This window comes from Reyranella sp., assembly GCF_036558665.1.
In the GTDB taxonomy this organism is placed as follows: domain Bacteria; phylum Pseudomonadota; class Alphaproteobacteria; order Reyranellales; family Reyranellaceae; genus Reyranella.
In genome coordinates this window covers 37,436-54,663 of the sequence record NZ_DATBFE010000067.1, presented here as the reverse complement: position 1 = coordinate 54,663, position 17,228 = coordinate 37,436, and the positions used below count along the sequence as shown (strand labels likewise).

Below are 17,228 nucleotides of genomic sequence, written 5' to 3'. Positions count from 1 at the left end.
GGACGGCCGTGTAGGAAAGGATGATGAAATATGACCGATATGTTCAGCGTTTTCCGTAAAGAAGTGGAATGGGCCGGCCGCAAGCTGGTGCTCGAGACTGGCAAGATTGCGCGCCAGGCGGACGGCGCGGTGCTGGCGACCTACGGCGGCACCACGGTGCTGGCCGCGGTCGTTTTCGAGAAGAAGCCCAAGCCTGGCCTCGATTTCTTCCCGCTGACCGTCAACTACCAGGAAAAGGCATTCGCCGCCGGCAAGATCCCGGGCGGCTTCTTCAAGCGCGAAGGCCGTCCCTCGGAGAAGGAGGTCCTCACCTCGCGCCTGATCGACCGTCCGATCCGGCCGCTGTTCCATGAGAGCTACCGCAACGAAACGCTGGTCGTGGTGACCACGCTTGCGCACGACATGGAGAACGACCCGGACATCGTTTCGATGGTCGCGACCTCCGCCGCGCTCACCCTCTCGGGCGTGCCCTTCATGGGCCCGATCGGCGCGGCGCGCGTGGGCTATCTCGACGGCAAGCTCATCGTCAATCCGACGCTCGAGGAGACCGAGAAGAGCGACCTCGACCTGGTCGTCGCCGGCACCCAGGAAGGCGTGCTGATGGTCGAGTCCGAGGCCAGGGAGCTGCCCGAGGACGTGATGCTGAACGCCGTGATGGAAGGCCATCGTTCCTTCCAGCCGGTGATCGACGCCATCATTTCCCTGGCCGAACATGCCGCCAAGGATCCGCTGCCGCTCGCCGAGCCGCCGGAGGCGGCCAAGACGGTGGCCGCCAGGCTCAAGTCGGAGGCGCGCGCCGGGCTGGTCGACGCCTACGCTGAGGTCCAGAAGCTCACCCGCCAGCAGAAGGTGGCGGCCGTGAAAGACGAGGCCAAGAAGCTGTTCGAGACCAACGAAGACGAGCTTGCGCTTTTCCCGGACCAGTTCAGCAACCTCGAAGCCGAAGTGGTGCGGGGTGCCATTCTGGATACCGGCAAACGCATCGACGGCCGCGATACCAGGACGGTGCGGCCGATCGTGGCCGAGGTCGGTGTGCTTCCGCGAGCCCACGGCTCGGCGCTGTTCACCCGTGGCGAGACGCAGGCTCTGGTCGTGGCGACGCTCGGCACCGGCCAGGACGAGCAGATCATCGATGCTCTCGAGGGCGAGTATCGCGAGCACTTCATGATGCACTACAACATGCCGCCCTACGCGGTCGGAGAAGTGCGTCGCATGGGCTCGCCCGGCCGACGAGAGATCGGCCACGGCAAGCTCGCCTGGCGCGCGCTGCGCCCGATGCTGCCGCTCAAGGACAAGTTCCCCTACACGATCCGCATCGTGTCGGAGATCACGGAGAGCAACGGCTCCTCGTCGATGGCCTCGGTGTGCGGCGGCTCGCTGTCGCTGATGGATGCGGGCGTTCCGCTCGAGCGCCCGGTGGCCGGCATCGCGATGGGCCTGATCAAGGAGGGCGAGCGTTTTGCCGTCCTGTCCGACATCCTGGGCGACGAGGATCATCTCGGCGACATGGACTTCAAGGTCGCCGGCACGGAGCGTGGCATCACTTCGCTGCAGATGGACCTCAAGATCACCTCGATCAACGAGGAGATCATGAAGGTTGCGCTTGCTCAGGCGCGCGACGGCCGCATCCACATCCTGGGCGAAATGGCCAAGGGTCTGGGCGGTGCGCGCGAAACGGTGAGCCAGAATGCGCCGCGCATCACCCAGTTCACGATCCCCAAGGACAAGATCCGCGAAGTGATCGGTACCGGCGGCAAGGTGATCCGCGAGATCACCGAGCAGACCGGCACCAAGATCGACATCGAGGACGACGGCACCATCAAGGTCGCGGCCGTCGATGCCAAGGCCGGTCAGAAGGCGATCGACTGGATCAAGGGCATTGTCGCCGAGCCGGAAGTGGGCGTGATCTACAGCGGCAAGGTCGTGAAGACGGTCGAGTTCGGCGCCTTCGTCAATTTCCTGGGCGCACGCGACGGCCTGGTGCACATCTCCGAACTGGCGCCGCGGCGCGTCGCCAAGGTCACCGACGTCGTCAAGGAAGGCGACCAGGTGAAGGTCAAGGTGCTGGGGGTCGACGATCGCGGCAAGGTGCGCCTCAGCATGAGGGCGGTCGACCAGGAGACCGGCGAAGACATTTCCAGCAAGCCGCGCGAGGAGCAGTCCGCGCCGGCAGCCGGAGAGTAGGCATCAGGAAGGGACCGGACGGCGGCCATCAGGCCGCCGTTTTTGCGTGCAGAGTTGCGAGGATGAACACCTCCCGCAGGGCCCTGATCGCGGCCGCCGCTGCGACCTGGCTGCCGCTCCGGCCGACGCTCGCCACGACGCTGGTCGCCACGCCCGCGCAGACCGAGGGCCCGTTCTATCCCACATCGTTCCCCGCCGACATGGACAACGATCTCGTGCAAGTGCGCGGACAGGCGTCGCAGGCGATGGGGACGGTGCTGCATCTGCAGGGCCGCGTGCTCGACTTGAACGGCCGGCCAGTCCCGGACGCGCTGGTCGAGATCTGGCAGTGCGACGCTCAGGGGCTTTATGACCATCCGCGCCAGCCGGGGCGCGACCGCCGGGATTCGGCCTTTCAGGGCTATGGCCGCATGGCGGCGCAGGACGGCCACTACAGTTTCCGTACATTGAAGCCTGTCGCCTATCCCGGCCGCACGCCGCACATCCATTTCAAGGTCACGCCGGTGGCCGGCAGCGCGCTGACCAGCCAGTTCTATATCGCGGGTGAGCCGGGCAACGAACGCGATGGCGTCTATCGCGCCGCCGCCCGCGATCCACGCCAGCGCGCTCTGATCGAAATGCGGCTTGCCCCTGCGCCGGGGCTCGAGACGGGCGCCCTCGCCACGACAATGGATATCGTCGTCGGCTGATTGCCGCGCGCGACTGCTGTCGCGCATCTTCCTCGGCATCTAACGACGGGGAGCGAGCGGCACGCTCCGGCTACTTGCCGTTGCCGTTGCCGTTGCCGTTATCGTCGCCGTTCTGGCCGGCCGCGCTTGCCGGCGGCATGCCCACGGCATGGTAGCCGCCATCGACATAATGGATGGTGCCGGTCACCCCGGCGCTCAGGTCGGACAGGTAATAGAGCGCCGCGCCGCCGATATCGGACAGCTCCATGTTGCGGCGAAGCGGCGAGGCTTCGCGCGACAGGCGATAGACGTAACGGCTGCTGCCGATCACGGCGCCGGCCAGCGTGCGCATCGGCCCGGCGGAGATCGCGTTGACGCGCACGCCCTGCGGGCCGAGATCGGCCGCGAGGTAGCGGACGCTTGCTTCCAGGGCCGCCTTGGCGACGCCCATCACGTTGTAGGACGGCATTACCCGAGCGGCGCCCTCATAGGTGAGCGTGATCAGGCTGCCGCCCTGGCTCATCAGGGGCAGGGCACGCCGGGCGATCTCGGTGAAGGAATAGCAGGAGATGGTCAGGCTCTTCTGGAAGTTGGCCTTTGTCGTGTCGACATAGCGGCCCTTGAGCTCCTCCTTGTCGGAGAAGGCGATGGCATGGACCACGAAGTCGAGCCGCTCCCACTCCTTCCTCAGGCGGGCGAAGAGGGCATCGAGACTGTCCTCGTTCTCGACATCGGCCTCCTGGACGATGCGCGCCCCGAGTTTTTCCACCATGGGCAGGACGCGCTTGCCGAATGCCGCACCCTGGTAGGTGAAGGCCATTTCCGCGCCGGCGGCATGCAGAGCCTGGGCGATTCCCCAGGCGATCGAGCGCTCGTTCGCGACACCCATCACGAGGCCGCGCTTGCCTGCCATCAGCTTCGGTACGGCGGGCAGTTCGGCGGGCCTGGAAACAGAGGCGCCAGAGGAGGAAGTGCCGGAAACACTCCCGCCCGACGCATCGGGCGCGGCGGAGAGGGTACGGTTCACTGGCATCTTCCCCTCTCAGTGATCGTAGCGCGAGAACAGCAGGCAGGCATTGGTCCCGCCGAAGCCGAAACTGTTCGACATCACCGTTTGCAGCCCGGCCTTATCGATACGCTGCCGGGCGATAGGGTATCCCTCGGCACCCGGATCGAGGCTTTCGATGTTCGCCGATGCTGCAACGAAATCCTCCTTCAGCATCAGGAGGGAGTAGACCGCCTCGTGCGCGCCGGTGGCGCCCTGGCTGTGGCCGGTAAGCGACTTGGTCGAGCTGACCGCCGGCAGTTTCTCGCCGAATACCGTCCGGATGGCGTCGAGCTCGGTGATGTCGCCCACGGGGGTCGATGTACCGTGGGCATTGATGTAGTCCACCGGCGCATTGCGCCGGGCGGCCCCCGGGAAACCTTCGGTCGCGAGCTTCATGCAGCGCACCGCGCCCTCGCCGGACGGCGCCACCATGTCGGCCCCGTCGGAGGTCGCGCCGTAGCCGATCACCTCGGCATAGACCTTGGCGCCGCGCGCCTTGGCGAGCTCCAGATCCTCCAGCACCAGGATGCCGCCGCCGCCCGAGATCACGAAGCCATCGCGATCCTTGTCGTAGGCCCGGCTCGCACGCTGCGGCTCGTCGTTGTACCTCGATGACATGGCGCCCATGGCGTCGAACAGCACCGAGAGCGTCCAGTCGAGCTCCTCGCCGCCGCCCGCGAACATGCGATCGGCCTTGCCGAGCTGGATGCATTCGACGGCGTTGCCGATACAGTGCGCCGAGGTCGAGCAGGCCGAGCTGATCGAATAGGAGAGTCCCTTGACCTTGTACGCCGTGGCGAGATTGGCCGACACCGTGCTCGACATCGCCTTCGGAACCATGAAGGGGCCGATCTTCCTCGGCCCTTTCTCCCTGGCGATGATAGCCGACTGCACGATCGCGCCGGTGGTCGGTCCGCCCGAGCCCGCGACCAGCCCGGTCCGTTCGTTCGAGATCTCCGCGTCGCTCAGGCCGGCGTCGGCAATCGCCTCCTTCATGGCAAGGTAGGCGAACGCCGCGCCATCTCCCATGAAGCGGCGCAAGCGCCGGTCGACGACCTCATCGACGTTCATCTTGATCGTTCCGGCGACCTGGCTGCGAAAGCCGAGTTCCTTGTATTGCGGCACGAATTCAATGCCGGACCTGCCGTCCTTCAGCGACTTCGTGACCTCGGCGGCGTTGTTGCCGATCGAGGAGACGACGCCCAAGCCTGTAACGACGACGCGCCGCATGTCAGCTCGCCGCCGCGGCGGTTGCCGCTTCCTGGAACAGGCCCACCTTGAGCCCGTTCACTTCGTAGATCTGCTTGCCGTCGGCATGCACGAACCCGTCAGCGATGCCCATCACGAGCTTGCGCAGGATCACGCGCTTGAGGTGCACGTGATAGGTGAGCTTGCGGACCGTGGGCACGACCATTCCCGAGAACTTGACCTCGCCAACGCCCAAAGCTCGGCCGCGCCCGGGAGCCTTCATCCAGCCGAGGAAAAATCCGAGCAGCTGCCAGAGGGCGTCGAGCGGCAGGCAGCCGGGCATGACGGGATCGCCTTTGAAGTGGCAGGCGAAGAACCAGAGGTCGGGCTTGATATCGAGCTCGGCCACGACCTCGCCCTTGCCGAATTGCCCGCCGGTATCGTCGATCTTCAGGATGCGGTCGAACATCAACATGGGCGGCAGGGGAAGCTGGGCGTTCCCCGGACCGAACAGATGGCCCTTCGCGCATTCGATCAGGTCTTCGAAGGAATAACTGCTCTTCTTTTCGTTCACTCTTCACCGTCCCGCAGGCGTCCGATTTCCCGGATCGGGCGCAGAATAAGGACGCCGGTCGGCTTGCGCAAACCGCCGAATTGGCCGTTTGGGGCTTTCCAGGGTGCCCCGCAAACCTTACATATGGTCGCAGCATGCCCGGTACCAGCCCCGATTTTGCGGCCCGCCTGCGCAGCGCAGGGCTGCGCCCCACCCGTCAGCGCGTGGCGCTGGCGCGCGTCCTGTTCGGCGCGGGCCATCGGCATGTGACCGCGGAGAGCCTGCATGCTGAAGTAAGGGCGACCCGCATCCCTGTGGCACTGGCGACCGTTTACAATGCGTTGAACCAGTTTCGCGACGCCGGTTTGCTGCGCGAAGTCGTGGTTGCGCCGGGCCGGTCCTATTTCGACACCAACACCGGCCATCATCATCATTTCTTTGTCGAGAACGACGGCGAACTGCACGACTTCCCGTCGGACAAGGTGACGATTGCCGGCCTGCCGGCGCCCCCCAAGGGGACGCATCTGTCGCGCGTCGATGTCGTGGTCCGAGTGCGTCGCTGAGGCATCGCGGCCCGTCGCGGCTTGCGAGTCGTTTTGATCTTTGGAATTATTCTAAAGTGCTTGACGGGGAAGGGGTCGGCTTCCAAAATCCGCTTCTCATTCGGAGGAGTGGACCATGGCCAATCTCAAAGGCTCCAAGACTGAAGACAATCTGAAGGCGGCGTTCGCGGGCGAAAGCCAGGCCAATCGTCGTTATCTCTACTTCGCCCAGAAGGCGGACGTGGAGGGCTACAACGACGTCGCCACCGTCTTCCGCTCGACTGCGGAGGGCGAGACCGGTCATGCCCACGGGCATCTCGAGTTCCTCGAGGTGAGCGGCGATCCGGCGACCGGGCTACCGATCGGCGAGACCTCGTCCAACCTCAAGGCCGCGATCGCGGGCGAGACGCACGAATACACCGACATGTATCCGGGCATGGCCCGCACGGCGCGTGAGGAAGGCTTCGGCGAGATCGCCGACTGGTTCGAGACGCTGGCCAAAGCCGAGAAGAGCCATGCCGGTCGCTTCCAGAAGGCGCTCGATACGCTGAGCTGAATTCACATTGCCCTGCCGAAGGGGGACCCGTCGGGTCCCCTTTTTCGTCCCGCCCGAGAAATACCAGCGAAGCAAGACCATGCGCGAAGGCAGTCTCGAAACCCCCGTCCGCTATCCCCTCGAATGGCAGAACCCGTGGTTCTGGGACGAGCGGGCGCTCGAGAAGGAGATGGCGCGCATCTTCGACATCTGTCACGGCTGCCGGCGCTGCTTCAATCTCTGCGATTCCTTCCCGCGCCTGTTCGACCTGATCGACAATGGTCCGACGGGCGAGCTCGACGGAGTCGACAAGGCCGACTACGCCAAGGTCGAGGAAGCCTGCACGCTTTGCGACATGTGCTTCATGACCAAGTGTCCCTACGTGCCACCGCATGCATGGGCCGTCGATTTCCCGCATCTCATGCTGCGCCATCGCGCCGTACAGGCGCGCAAGAAGGGCATCGACTTCGTCGAAAGCCAGCTCGCCGACACCGACCGCGCCGGGCGGCTCGGCACCTTCATCGCCCCACTCATGAACTGGGCCACCGACGAACGCAACCAGCCGGTCCGCCGCAGCATGGAGCGGTTTGCCGGCATCCATCATGGCGCGCGCTTGCCCAGGCAGGCCGGCGAGACGTTCGTGCAACGCGCGCGGCGCGAGGGCGTTACGCTCAACGAGGCCGCTCCGGCCTTCGGCAAGCGCAAGGCCGTGCTCTACGCCACCTGCTTCGTGAACTTCCATTCGACCGGTATCGGCGCCGCCGCGCTAGCCGTTCTGGCGAAGAACGGCGTCGAGACCGAGGTGCTGCATCCGGCCTGCTGCGGCATGCCGAAGCTGGAACTGGGCGATCTCGAGACCGTGGCCACCGCAGCAAGGAAGGTCTCGTCGGAGCTGCTGCCCTGGGTCGACAAGGGCTACGACATCGTGGCGCTCACTCCGTCCTGCGCGCTGATGCTGAAGTTCGAATGGCCGTTGATCCTGCCCAAGGATCCGGCGATCGAAAGCCTGGCGCAGGCGACCTTCGATCTTTCCGAATACGTTGTCGACATCGCCAAGAAGGACGGCCTGGCCGAGGGGCTAACGCCGATCGAAGGTGGCATCAGCATGCATCTTGCCTGTCATGCACGCGCCCAGAACATGGGACCGAAAGGCGCCGAAATGCTGCGCCTCATTCCCAAAACGCGGGTCGCGGTAATCGAGCGCTGCAGTGGCCATGGCGGCATCTGGGGCGCGCGCGTCGAGAACTTCGAGATCGCGGTGAAGGTGGGCAAGCCCGCAGCGCAGGCCGCGCTCAAGAACAATACCAGCCACGTGGCCTCGGAATGTCCGCTGGCCGCCGAGCATCTGATGCAGGTGATGGAACTGTCCGCCGGCGAACAGAAGCCCAAGCCTTTCCGTGCCGACCATCCGATCGAGATCCTGGCCCGCGCCTATGGATTGAGGGAGTCCTCGTCATGAATCTGCGCAAGATCGACGCCTCCGCGATCGTCCCCCTTGCCGAATACGGCAGGCAGCGCGGCGAGCGGCGCAAGCGCATCGCCGAGATCAAAAAGGACCGCCGGCTGGAGGTGGGGCCCTTCGCGGCCTTCTACTTCGAATGCTACGAGACGATGCTGCACCAGGTGCACGAGATGCTCTTCATCGAGAAGGGCGGCGCCCAACAGCTTCCCGACGAGCTTGCAGCCTACAATCCCCTCATCCCGCAGGGCAGCGAACTGGTAGCGACGGTGATGTTCGAGATCGATGACCCGGTGCGCCGGGCACGCGTGCTGGCGAGCCTGGGCGGCATCGAGGGCAGCGCCTTCATCCGCCTCGGCGGCGAGACCATCCGCGGCCTGGCGGAAGACGACCAGGAGCGCTCGCGCGAGGACGGCAAGGCCTCGTCCGTGCACTTCATCCGCTTCCCGTTCACGGCGGCGCAGGTCGCGACCTTCAAGGGCGGAAGGGGTGATGTCGTCGTCGGCTTCGATCATCCGAACTACGGCCACATGGCCGTGATGCCGGCGAGTGTGCGCAAGGCCCTTGTCGCGGACTTCGACTGAGCGCTGCTACTGCCGCCGATAGACCGAGGCAAACGGCAGGGTGAACGCGACCTGTGGGCCGCGGAGCGCATTTGGCAAGGGCGCATAGGGTGCTGCGGCACGCGCCGCCTCAATCAGGCCGCGGTCGAGATTCACCATCCCACTCGAGCGCGCGACGCTGACATCGAGCAGGCGTCCATCGCGGCTGATGACCAGACGCAGCACGACGGTGCCCTGTTCGTTCGCCTCGTTCGAGTGGTAGCGGTATTGCGAGATCTTGTTGGCGACGCTCCACAGATATTGGTCGACCACCCGCGCCTGATTGTACTGGTCGGCCGGGTTGACGAATGTCGCCGAAGGCGCGGTTGCCTGGGAGTCGGCAGGCGCCTGCCGCGGCGGCGAACTCGGGAGCGGTGACGGCCGAAGCTGCTGGTGGGGAGCGGCCGGTGGCGCGACATGCGTCTGGGGACGCATCGGCGGCTGGGCGCGCGGCGCTTTGGGGAAATCCTTGGACGTCAATGGCGGTGGTGGTGCCTCGAGCGGTGGCAACGACCTTTCGAGCGGTACGGACGGTGCCGCTTCTTGTGGCACCAATGCCTGCTGCTGCTGAGGCGGAGATGGGTTCTTCTGCGGATCGGGTTGAGGCTCTTGTTGCGGCGGCGGCAAAGCGAGCTGTTGGGTCTCCGGCGCCGGCACGGCCTGCTTGGGTGTGTCGGCGATCGTGGGGCTCGGCGGCGCAAGACCGAGCGGTGCAGGTGTCGCCTTCGGCGGCGGAGGCGGCTTCGCAGCCGATGGCGGAGGAGAAGGCTTGGCCTTTGCTTCAGGCGGGGCAGCGGCGGGTTGCTCGATCGTGACGTCGATGGTCCGGTCTTCGACCTCGGCCGTCCGGTGGCTGAGGGGCGACACCCACCACACTGCGAGCGCGGTTGCCAGATGCAGCAGCACCGCCAGCGCGGCCGCAGTCGGCGACATGCGGTCGAAACGGGTATAGGTGGCGCTGATGACGTGGGTCACGTGACCCGTTCTAGGCGGGAGGCTCGCAGGCCGCTAGTTGATTGGCTCGGACTTGTAGACACCCCAAAGATCGATGCGCTGGAGCCAGCCGCTGACGCCGGACACTTTGACGCGGCACCAGTCGCCCGAGCACGATTCGATCATACCCGTAACCTCCGGCTCGAGCTTGGCCACCACCTCCGCCGAACGCGCCGGCGTGCGGTGCAGGCTTACTGCCTTCGACGGCACGATGAAGCTGCGCTTGCCCGTCAGCAGGCTCTGGTGGACCCAGCCGCTGGCGCCCTGCCAATCGCGGATTTTGCGCCAGTTCTCGTATTCGGCCACGATCTCGACCGGCATGGCCTTGCGCCGGTAGACCCAGTCGACCGGATAGCGGGTCCCCGGTCCGGTCCGCACGTTGACCTCGTCGGACCGCAGCGAGGCAAAGCGCGGAATGGGCAGGCCGGAGCCGCGATGGGTGGGCGTGTTGGCGGTGTCGGCGCGCGCTCCGTATTGTTGCCAGGTGCCGATCAGCGGCCGCAAGGCGCAGATCCCCAGAGTGGCAATGGCGATGCCAGCTGCGACGCGCAGCACGAACGGATGAACTCCCATCACCGTCTTTATACATGAAATCTCCACATTGGACGACAACCACTTGAAATTGCCTGATTTTCAGGAATTTCCACGACCGGGGTCGCGCGCTGGACAACAGCTGAGCGGACTTGCTAATCGGGGCGGGCATGCCGGCAAGCTCCAAGAAAAAGCCGCTGGTGATCGTCACCCGCAAGCTGCCCGACGCTATCGAGACGCGGCTGATGGAGCTGTTCGACACCAAGCTCAATCCCGATGACAAGCCCCTCGGCCCGGCGGCCCTGATCGAGGCCGCGAGGACGGCAGACGTACTGGTGCCGACCGTCACCGACCGCATCGACAGTCGCATTCTCTCGCAGGCCGGGCCGCGGCTGAAGCTGATCGCCTCGTTCGGCACCGGCGTCGACCACATCGATCTCGATACCGCGCGCCAGCGCGGCATCACCGTCACCAACACGCCCGGCGTGCTGACCGACGATACGGCCGACATGTCGATGGCGCTGGTGCTGGCCACGGCGCGCCGGATGGGCGCCGGCGAGCGGCTGGTCCGTGACGGAAAGTGGAGTGGCTGGAGCCCGACCTCGATGCTCGGAACGCGACTCATGGGCAAGCGCATGGGCATCGTCGGCATGGGCCGCATCGGCCAGGCGCTGGCGCACCGTGCACGCGGCTTCGGGTTGGCCATCCACTATCACAACCGCAAGCGCGTCCACGGCGAGATCGAGCGCGAGCTCGAGGCCACCTACTGGGAAAGCCTCGACCAGATGCTGGCGCGCATGGACATCGTGTCCGTGAACTGTCCGCATACGCCGGCCACCTATCACCTCCTGTCGGCGCGGCGGCTGAAGCTGATGAAACCCTCGGCGGTTATCGTCAATACATCACGCGGCGAGGTGATCGACGAGAATGCCATGGTTCGCATGCTGCGCGCCGGCGAGCTCGCCGGCGTCGGCCTCGACGTCTACGAGCACGAACCACAGATCAACCCGAAGCTGCTCGAGCTCGACAATGCCGTGCTGTTGCCGCACATGGGCTCGGCGACGCTCGAAGGCCGCATCGAGATGGGCGAGAAAGTCCTGATCAACATCAAGACCTTCGCCGACGGCCACAAGCCGCCCGACCGCGTACTGGCGACGATGTTCTGACACCGGGGCGCGCCCGACTTCAATCGCTGATGTCGCCTTCGACCGCTTCGCGTGCGGCGTGCGGTTCCTCGGTATCGAAGGCATCGCGTGTGGCGCGACCGACCTGGGCGCCGATCAGGATCGTAAGCGCTGTCCAGTACATCCACACCATGATGGCGGCGAAGCCGGCCGTAGCTCCAAAGGCGGAGGTGAGCTGCGTCACCTCGAAGTAGTAGACGAGCGCCCGGTTGCCGGCGAGGAACAGGAGGGCGTTGATGCCGCCGCTGATCAAGGCGAAACGCCAGGGCACGCCGCCGGTCGGCAGCCACTTGTAAATCAGCGTGAAGAAGACTCCGAGGATGCCGTAGTGGGTGAGGCCCGAGATCGCCGGCCCGATCCACTTGCCGAGGATGGGAAACGCCTGCAGCGCACCGGCGTAGGCGGATAACAGGAAGCTCAGCATGATGACGGCAATCAGCAGCACGCCCATCAGCACCATCAGTAGCAGCGCCAGGAGACGCGACTGCAGCGTCGCCAGCACGACATGGATGTGGCGCGGGCTGTTGCCGCGCCAGATCACGTCGAAGCTGTCGTCAAGCTCGACGAACACGCGGCTGCCGGTATAGAGGAGCACCAGCGCGCCGCCGACGGCGGCGATGCCGCGGCCGCGGAACAGGTCTTCCGAGGCGAAGCGCTGAATGCTCTTGAGATGTTCGGGCGCCACGACCGTGCTCAGGGCATCGAAGATGGTCTGCTGCGCCATCATCTTGCCCACGAACGGCTCGGCGATGGCGATCGAGAAGATCATGATGGGGCCGAGCGCGAACATGGTGTAGAACGCCATGGCCGCGGCGGAGGTCGCGAGCCGGTTGGTGAAGAAACCGGTGAACGAGTCGACGGCGATCTTCCAGAGCTTGTTGAGCATCGCGTCCGGAATGCAGTCAGTAGAGCCGGATGGCGAGACCTGCGAGGACCAGCAGGATCGATGCGATGGCCAGAATCGCCGTCGTGGCGGTGGCGCCGGCGGCGCGCCCGAGCTTCAGGAAGCCCAGCATGCCGCCGGCATGGAGAAACCGCGCGACCGTCAGGATGATGGCAAGCACGGCGATGGTGCCGTTGCCGTAGGGGCCGTGCAGCAGCCAGATGACGAACAAGCAGAGCGGCGTCAATTCGAGCAGGTTGGCATGGGCGCGGATCGCCGCCAGCAGCTCGGGATCGCCGCCGTCGCCCAGAAAGATCCTTTTCTTGCCGCGCAGCTGCCCGACATGGACGGTCATCCCGGCGGCCAGCAGCCCGAGCAGGCCTGCGCATACGAAAAAGACCGTCATCGTCGGCGCTCTCCTCTCGATTCGCACCGATTGTATGGCCATATTGGGAGACGCAAAAGCAAGGGAGCCGTCCATGTGGCAGATCCTGCGGAAGAAAGCCGAGTTGCCTGACCCCGCCCACGCCTTGCCGGGGCGGGACAAGGCGGCCTTCGCCGTGCCGGCGGAGCATTTCGTGAACCACAACCGCATCCAGCCGCCGTTCCCCGCCGGCCTCGAGAAGGCGATGTTCGGGCTGGGCTGCTTCTGGGGTGCCGAGCGCAAGTTGTGGCAGGCGCCGGGCGTGTATGCGACCGCGGTCGGCTACGCCGCCGGCTTCACGCCCAATCCGACATACGAGGAAGTCTGCTCGGGCTACACCGGCCACAACGAGGTGGTGATGGTGTGGTACGATCCGAAGAAGACTTCCTACGAGGCGTTGCTCAAGGTCTTCTGGGAGAACCACGACCCCACCCAGGGCATGCGCCAGGGCAACGACGTCGGCACGCAATATCGCTCCGGCATCTACACCTTCTCACCCGAGCAGAAGCGTAAGGCCGAGGCGTCGCGCGCGCTCTTCCAGAAAGAGCTCAGCAAGAACGGCATGGGCCAGGTCACGACCGAGATCGTCGACGCGCCATCCTTCTACTACGCCGAAGACTACCACCAGCAATATCTCGCCAAGAACCCGAACGGCTATTGCGGCCTCGGCGGCACCGGCGTGAGCTGCCCGATCGGGTTGGGTGTGGCGGCGGAGTAGAGCCCGGCGGAGCCCTCCTAGGTCAGCCCCAGCAGCCGCGGGAGCCAGAGCGACAGGTCCGGCAGGTAGGTTACCAGCATCAGGACCAGGAACATCACGCCATAGAAGGGCCAGATGCGCCGCATGACCTCTTCGATGGTCACGTTGCCGACGGCACAGCCGACAAAGAGGATCGCGCCGACCGGCGGATGGCAGAGGCCGATGCCGAGGTTCAGCATCATGATCATGCCGAAGTGAACCGGATCGACACCGAAACTGAGCATGACCGGCATGAGGATTGGGGTCGCGATCAGGATCGACGGCGCCATGTCGACCAGGCATCCCATGATCAGCAGCAGGATGTTGATCAGGAACAGAAAGATGTGCTTGTCGCCGGTGATCGAAAGGAAGAATGCCGTGATCTTCGCAGGCATCTGGGTGAGCGCCATCACGTAGCCCACACTCGAGGCGCAGGCGATCAGCGTCATCACCATCGCTACCGTGCGCAGCGTGCGGTGCACGAGCGCAGGCAGGTCGCGCCAGCGATAGTCGCGATAGACGAACATGGTGACGAAGAACGCCCACAGACAGGCCACGGCGCCGGCTTCGATGGCGGTGAAGATGCCGGCCAGGATGCCGCCCAGGATAATGACGAGCGTGACGAGCCCCCAGATTGCCTCGACGGTCACCTTCGCCGCTTCGCGCATCGGCATGCTCACTCCGCGCGGATGACGGTCGCGATAGGCGATGACGAGGCAGAGCACGATCAGCGAGAAGCCGAGCACCAGGCCCGGCACCACGCCGGCCATGAAGAGCGTGATGATCGAGATCGAGCCCCCGGTCGCGAGCGAGTAGATGACGGCATTGTGGCTGGGCGGCACGAGCAGCGCCTGGACCGATGCCGTGATGGTCACATTCGTCGAATAGACGCGCGGAAAGCCGCTCTTCACCATCTGCGGGATCATCACCGAACCCACTGCGGAGGTATCCGCGACGGCCGAGCCCGAGATGCCGCTCAGGAACGTCGTCGCCAGTACATTGACGACGGACAGGCCGCCGCGCACGCCGGTGAAACCCACCAGTACGTCGGCGAAGGCCACCATCCGGCGCGCCATCCCGCCCTCGGCCATGATCGCACCGGCCAGCACGAAGAAGGGAATGGTCAGCATGGAGACCTTGCTGACGCCGTCGGAGATCTTGAGCATGACCGCTTCGAGCGGAATGCCGATCCAGAATGCGCCTGCGATCGCCGCTAGCGCGAGCGAATAGGCGATGGGCACGCCGATCACGAAGCATGCGAACATGGTGGCAAGGAGAACGAAGATATCCATGGCCGAGCCTCAGCGTGTCTCCTCGGCCGACCCGACCGGGACGACCGGCGGGCCGATCAGCAGGCGCTCGATGACGAACAGCAGGAGGAACACACCGCCGATCGGGATCGGCAGATAGGTGACGCCGACCGAAAGGAACGGAAAGTCGCCGATCGTGTTGTGCCACGTCGTCTCGACGAGACCGGTGCCGTAGATTGCCATGAAGGTCGCCATGGCGCCGACCAGCAATTCGCCGGCGAGTGCGCACGCTCGCTGGCCCGTGTCGGGCAGCAAACCGACAAAAAAGGAAATGTTCATGTGCTGCCCGCGGCGATAGCAGGCAGCGGCACCAATGAAGGTCAACAGGATGGTAAGCAGGACCGCCGTGGGCTCGGGCCAGGAGGCCGCGCTGTTCAACACATAGCGCGTGAAGACCGCCCAGGGGATCACTGCCGAGATCAGGACGAAGGCGAGGCCGGCGGCCCAGGCGCAGAGCAGGTAGAGTCCATCCATCGTCCGGCGCAGAGCCTCGGCCACGCGGCGTCCCCCTCGCTCTTGGTGTTCACACTGCGCTATTGAACGGCCTGGATGCGCTTTACGAGGTCGGCGAACTTCGGCCCATACTTGTCCCAGACCGGCTTGACGGCATCCTGGAAAGGCTTCTTGTCGGCCACCTGAACGATCTCGACACCGGACGCGGCGGCCTTGTCCATCGCCTGCTTCTCGTACTTCTCCCACAGGACACGCTCTTCCCGCTGTGCCTCGGCGCTCACCTTCATGATCAGCGCCCGATCGTCCTTCGAAAGGCCGGTCCAGGTCTTCTTCGACATCACCAGCATCTCGGGGACGATGAGGTGCTCGGTGAGGGTATAGTGCTTGGCAACGGTGTAGTGATTGTCGAACACGAAACTCGGCGGATTGTTCTCGGCGCCGTCCACCACCCCCGTCTGCAGGGCGTTGAATACCTGGTCGTAGCCCATGGCCACGCCATTGGCGCCGAGCGCGTTCATCATCTCGACGAACATGGGATTGCCGATGACGCGGAATTTCAATCCCTTGAGATCGGCGATGGTGTGAATCGACTTCTTGGTGTTGTAGAGGCTGCGCGCTCCGGCATCCATCCAGCAGAGTCCGACGAGCCGGGCATTCGCATTGTCGGTGACCTTGTCCAGCAGCTCGCGGCCGATGGATCCATCGATCACTTTCTGCATGTGCGCCGTGCTGCGGAAGAGGAAGGGCAGGTTCATCACGTTCAGATCATTGATGACCGGGCCCAGGGTCCCCACGCTGACGCGGGCAAGCTGGATGGCGCCGAGTTGTGCCTGCTCGATCTCCTCCTTCTCACCCCCCAGGGTCATCGAGGCGAACATCTGCAGGGACAGCCGACCGCCGGTCGCCTGCTCGAGCTTCTTGCCCATCGCTTCCAGGGCGGCAACGGTTGGATAGCCGGCAGGATGGACGTCGGCCGCCTTGAGCGCGAGCTTGGTCTGCGCCCGAAGGCAAGTTGGATGCAGCGCTGCGGCAAACACGGCACCCAAGGCCCCTGCCATCATCAGGACATCGCGACGTATCATCCCCCCTCCTCGTTTTCTTGTCAGGAAGTCTAGGGTCGGGTAGGTGGGCTTTCAATCGACAGCAAAGGGGGAGTCTCACGAGCGAATCCCAACAACTCGCAATCGAGCATGCTGGAGCCACACTGCCCCTTACCTTCGTGCGCAGTGCTCGCGCGCGCCGCGTTTCATTGCGCGTGGATTCGGCACAGCGGCGCGTCCTGCTCACCGCGCCGGTCCGCATGCCATTTGCCGTTGCGCTGCAATTCGCGGAGATGCAGGCCGGCTGGATCGCAGCGAGACTGAAGCGCCTGCCGGCACGTCGTCCTTTCGCCGATGGCGCCGAGGTACCGTTGTTCGGGGTGCCGCATCGCATCCGGCATCGGCCCGGCGCGCGCGGCACGGTCTGGCTCGAGGCGGGCGAGATCCATGTCGCGGGGCGGGCCGAGTATCTGACACGGCGCCTGCGCGATTGGCTGATGGCCGAGGTCCGTCGGCGCGTGACGCCGCTTGCTCATGCCAAGGCCGCCCGCGTCGAGCGGCCGCTGAAGCGCATCAGCGTACGCGACAGCCGCACACGCTGGGGAAGTTGCGGCCCCGACGGCGCGCTGTCCTTCTCCTGGCGCCTGGTCTTCGCGCCGGCTGACGTCCTGGACTACCTCGTGGCGCACGAGGTCGCCCATCTCGTGCACAAGAACCACGGCCCACGCTTCTGGGCCCTGACCGAGCGATTGTGCGACGGACCCATGGCCAAGCCGCGCGCCTGGCTCCGCGCCAACGGCGAGGCGCTGCTTCAATACGGAGCCTGACGCCGGCCGCCGGACCGCGCGCGTCTTCGGCGCTCAGTCTGGCCGGTCGCTCGCGACCCGAAGGCTGG

General features: G+C 65.3%; 19 protein-coding genes. 9 read left to right on the top strand and 10 right to left on the bottom strand.

The genetic code is table 11. The annotated features are described in order from the left end of the window. Positions 1-39 precede the first annotated feature (39 nt). Both pnp and VH499_RS10440 read left to right on the top strand, forming a co-directional pair. The gene (gene pnp / locus VH499_RS10445; protein ID WP_332052691.1) at positions 40-2,184 is read left to right on the top strand and encodes a polyribonucleotide nucleotidyltransferase; all 2,145 of its coding nucleotides are present in this window, start codon (positions 40-42) and stop codon (positions 2,182-2,184) included. 62 nt (positions 2,185-2,246) lie between these two features. Further along, positions 2,247-2,873 (top strand): protocatechuate 3,4-dioxygenase, encoded by a 627-nt coding sequence (locus VH499_RS10440; RefSeq protein WP_332052658.1) that lies wholly within the window; start codon positions 2,247-2,249, stop codon positions 2,871-2,873. A gap of 70 nt (positions 2,874-2,943) precedes the next feature. On the opposite strand, the gene VH499_RS10435 is transcribed toward VH499_RS10440, so the two are convergent. From VH499_RS10435 to fabA, 3 genes are all read right to left on the bottom strand, one after another. Next, positions 2,944-3,765 (bottom strand): enoyl-ACP reductase FabI, encoded by an 822-nt coding sequence (locus VH499_RS10435; RefSeq protein ID WP_332052690.1) that lies wholly within the window; start codon positions 3,763-3,765, stop codon positions 2,944-2,946. 129 nt (positions 3,766-3,894) lie between these two features. Next, positions 3,895-5,130: a beta-ketoacyl-ACP synthase I gene (fabB, locus tag VH499_RS10430; protein WP_332052657.1), complete on the bottom strand. Its 1,236-nt coding sequence runs from the start codon at positions 5,128-5,130 to the stop codon at positions 3,895-3,897. Position 5,131: 1 nt separating this feature from the next. Beyond that, positions 5,132-5,662 (bottom strand): 3-hydroxyacyl-[acyl-carrier-protein] dehydratase FabA, encoded by a 531-nt coding sequence (fabA, locus tag VH499_RS10425; RefSeq protein ID WP_332052656.1) that lies wholly within the window; start codon positions 5,660-5,662, stop codon positions 5,132-5,134. 134 nt (positions 5,663-5,796) lie between these two features. Between fabA and irrA the strand changes: the two genes are divergently transcribed. The 4 genes from irrA to VH499_RS10405 all read left to right on the top strand — a co-directional run bounded on the left by irrA (position 5,797) and on the right by VH499_RS10405 (position 8,761). Then, positions 5,797-6,204, top strand: a complete 408-nt coding sequence (irrA, locus tag VH499_RS10420) for an iron response transcriptional regulator IrrA (RefSeq protein WP_332052655.1) — start codon at positions 5,797-5,799, stop codon at positions 6,202-6,204. 115 nt (positions 6,205-6,319) lie between these two features. After that, positions 6,320-6,739 (top strand): rubrerythrin family protein, encoded by a 420-nt coding sequence (locus tag VH499_RS10415; protein ID WP_332052654.1) that lies wholly within the window; start codon positions 6,320-6,322, stop codon positions 6,737-6,739. 79 nt (positions 6,740-6,818) lie between these two features. Beyond that, on the top strand, positions 6,819-8,177 hold the full coding sequence (locus tag VH499_RS10410; protein ID WP_332052653.1) for a heterodisulfide reductase-related iron-sulfur binding cluster: 1,359 nt from the start codon (positions 6,819-6,821) through the stop codon (positions 8,175-8,177). Next, complete coding sequence (locus VH499_RS10405; RefSeq protein WP_332052652.1) at positions 8,174-8,761, top strand: DUF3501 family protein; 588 nt, start codon at positions 8,174-8,176, stop codon at positions 8,759-8,761. The genes VH499_RS10410 and VH499_RS10405 overlap by 4 nt, the downstream gene beginning before the upstream one ends. 6 nt (positions 8,762-8,767) lie before the next feature. Here VH499_RS10405 and VH499_RS10400 read toward each other — a convergent pair whose 3' ends face one another. After that, the gene (locus VH499_RS10400) at positions 8,768-9,754 is read right to left on the bottom strand and encodes a TonB family protein (RefSeq protein WP_332052651.1); all 987 of its coding nucleotides are present in this window, start codon (positions 9,752-9,754) and stop codon (positions 8,768-8,770) included. A gap of 33 nt (positions 9,755-9,787) precedes the next feature. Further along, positions 9,788-10,345 carry an SH3 domain-containing protein gene (locus tag VH499_RS10395; RefSeq protein ID WP_332052650.1) on the bottom strand — a complete coding sequence of 186 codons (558 nt, stop codon included), beginning with the start codon at positions 10,343-10,345 and terminating at the stop codon, positions 9,788-9,790. 128 nt (positions 10,346-10,473) lie between these two features. Between VH499_RS10395 and VH499_RS10390 the strand changes: the two genes are divergently transcribed. Continuing rightward, entirely contained in the window at positions 10,474-11,469 is a 996-nt protein-coding gene (locus VH499_RS10390) for a D-glycerate dehydrogenase (RefSeq protein ID WP_332052649.1), read from the top strand. Between the two features lie 19 nt (positions 11,470-11,488). On the opposite strand, the gene VH499_RS10385 is transcribed toward VH499_RS10390, so the two are convergent. Continuing rightward, positions 11,489-12,373, bottom strand: coding sequence for a YihY/virulence factor BrkB family protein (locus VH499_RS10385; protein WP_332052648.1), 885 nt, complete (start codon positions 12,371-12,373; stop codon positions 11,489-11,491). A 16-nt stretch (positions 12,374-12,389) separates the two neighbouring features. Then, entirely contained in the window at positions 12,390-12,776 is a 387-nt protein-coding gene (locus VH499_RS10380) for an MAPEG family protein (protein WP_332052647.1), read from the bottom strand. Between the two features lie 73 nt (positions 12,777-12,849). On the opposite strand from VH499_RS10380, the gene msrA reads away from it, so the two are divergent. Further along, positions 12,850-13,512, top strand: a complete 663-nt coding sequence (gene msrA / locus VH499_RS10375) for a peptide-methionine (S)-S-oxide reductase MsrA (RefSeq protein ID WP_332052646.1) — start codon at positions 12,850-12,852, stop codon at positions 13,510-13,512. Between the two features lie 17 nt (positions 13,513-13,529). Here the strand turns inward: msrA and VH499_RS10370 are convergent, their stop codons facing one another. The 3 genes from VH499_RS10370 to VH499_RS10360 are packed head-to-tail and all read right to left on the bottom strand — an operon-like array spanning position 13,530 to position 16,375. Continuing rightward, positions 13,530-14,822: a TRAP transporter large permease gene (locus VH499_RS10370; RefSeq protein WP_332052645.1), complete on the bottom strand. Its 1,293-nt coding sequence runs from the start codon at positions 14,820-14,822 to the stop codon at positions 13,530-13,532. 9 nt (positions 14,823-14,831) lie between these two features. Next, positions 14,832-15,338, bottom strand: coding sequence for a TRAP transporter small permease (locus tag VH499_RS10365; protein ID WP_332052644.1), 507 nt, complete (start codon positions 15,336-15,338; stop codon positions 14,832-14,834). Between the two features lie 35 nt (positions 15,339-15,373). Beyond that, positions 15,374-16,375, bottom strand: a complete 1,002-nt coding sequence (locus tag VH499_RS10360; RefSeq protein WP_332052643.1) for a TRAP transporter substrate-binding protein — start codon at positions 16,373-16,375, stop codon at positions 15,374-15,376. A gap of 101 nt (positions 16,376-16,476) precedes the next feature. On the opposite strand from VH499_RS10360, the gene VH499_RS10355 reads away from it, so the two are divergent. After that, positions 16,477-17,160, top strand: a complete 684-nt coding sequence (locus tag VH499_RS10355; RefSeq protein ID WP_332052689.1) for a SprT family zinc-dependent metalloprotease — start codon at positions 16,477-16,479, stop codon at positions 17,158-17,160. Positions 17,161-17,228 lie beyond the last annotated feature (68 nt).

What these genes read in the sequence shown, in the direction of transcription:
- fabB (WP_332052657.1), bottom strand. Translation starts at nt 5,130, where the DNA reads ATGCGGCGCGTCGTCGTTACAGGCTTGGGCGTCGTCTCCTCGATCGGC.
- VH499_RS10360 (WP_332052643.1), bottom strand. Translation starts at nt 16,375, where the DNA reads ATGATACGTCGCGATGTCCTGATGATGGCAGGGGCCTTGGGTGCCGTG.
- VH499_RS10385 (WP_332052648.1), bottom strand. Translation starts at nt 12,373, where the DNA reads ATGCTCAACAAGCTCTGGAAGATCGCCGTCGACTCGTTCACCGGTTTC.
- VH499_RS10410 (WP_332052653.1), top strand. Translation starts at nt 6,819, where the DNA reads ATGCGCGAAGGCAGTCTCGAAACCCCCGTCCGCTATCCCCTCGAATGG.
- irrA (WP_332052655.1), top strand. Translation starts at nt 5,797, where the DNA reads ATGCCCGGTACCAGCCCCGATTTTGCGGCCCGCCTGCGCAGCGCAGGG.
- VH499_RS10390 (WP_332052649.1), top strand. Translation starts at nt 10,474, where the DNA reads ATGCCGGCAAGCTCCAAGAAAAAGCCGCTGGTGATCGTCACCCGCAAG.
- VH499_RS10415 (WP_332052654.1), top strand. Translation starts at nt 6,320, where the DNA reads ATGGCCAATCTCAAAGGCTCCAAGACTGAAGACAATCTGAAGGCGGCG.
- VH499_RS10435 (WP_332052690.1), bottom strand. Translation starts at nt 3,765, where the DNA reads ATGGCAGGCAAGCGCGGCCTCGTGATGGGTGTCGCGAACGAGCGCTCG.
- VH499_RS10395 (WP_332052650.1), bottom strand. Translation starts at nt 10,345, where the DNA reads ATGGGAGTTCATCCGTTCGTGCTGCGCGTCGCAGCTGGCATCGCCATT.
- VH499_RS10405 (WP_332052652.1), top strand. Translation starts at nt 8,174, where the DNA reads ATGAATCTGCGCAAGATCGACGCCTCCGCGATCGTCCCCCTTGCCGAA.
- VH499_RS10440 (WP_332052658.1), top strand. Translation starts at nt 2,247, where the DNA reads ATGAACACCTCCCGCAGGGCCCTGATCGCGGCCGCCGCTGCGACCTGG.
- msrA (WP_332052646.1), top strand. Translation starts at nt 12,850, where the DNA reads ATGTGGCAGATCCTGCGGAAGAAAGCCGAGTTGCCTGACCCCGCCCAC.
- VH499_RS10380 (WP_332052647.1), bottom strand. Translation starts at nt 12,776, where the DNA reads ATGACGGTCTTTTTCGTATGCGCAGGCCTGCTCGGGCTGCTGGCCGCC.
- VH499_RS10370 (WP_332052645.1), bottom strand. Translation starts at nt 14,822, where the DNA reads ATGGATATCTTCGTTCTCCTTGCCACCATGTTCGCATGCTTCGTGATC.
- pnp (WP_332052691.1), top strand. Translation starts at nt 40, where the DNA reads ATGTTCAGCGTTTTCCGTAAAGAAGTGGAATGGGCCGGCCGCAAGCTG.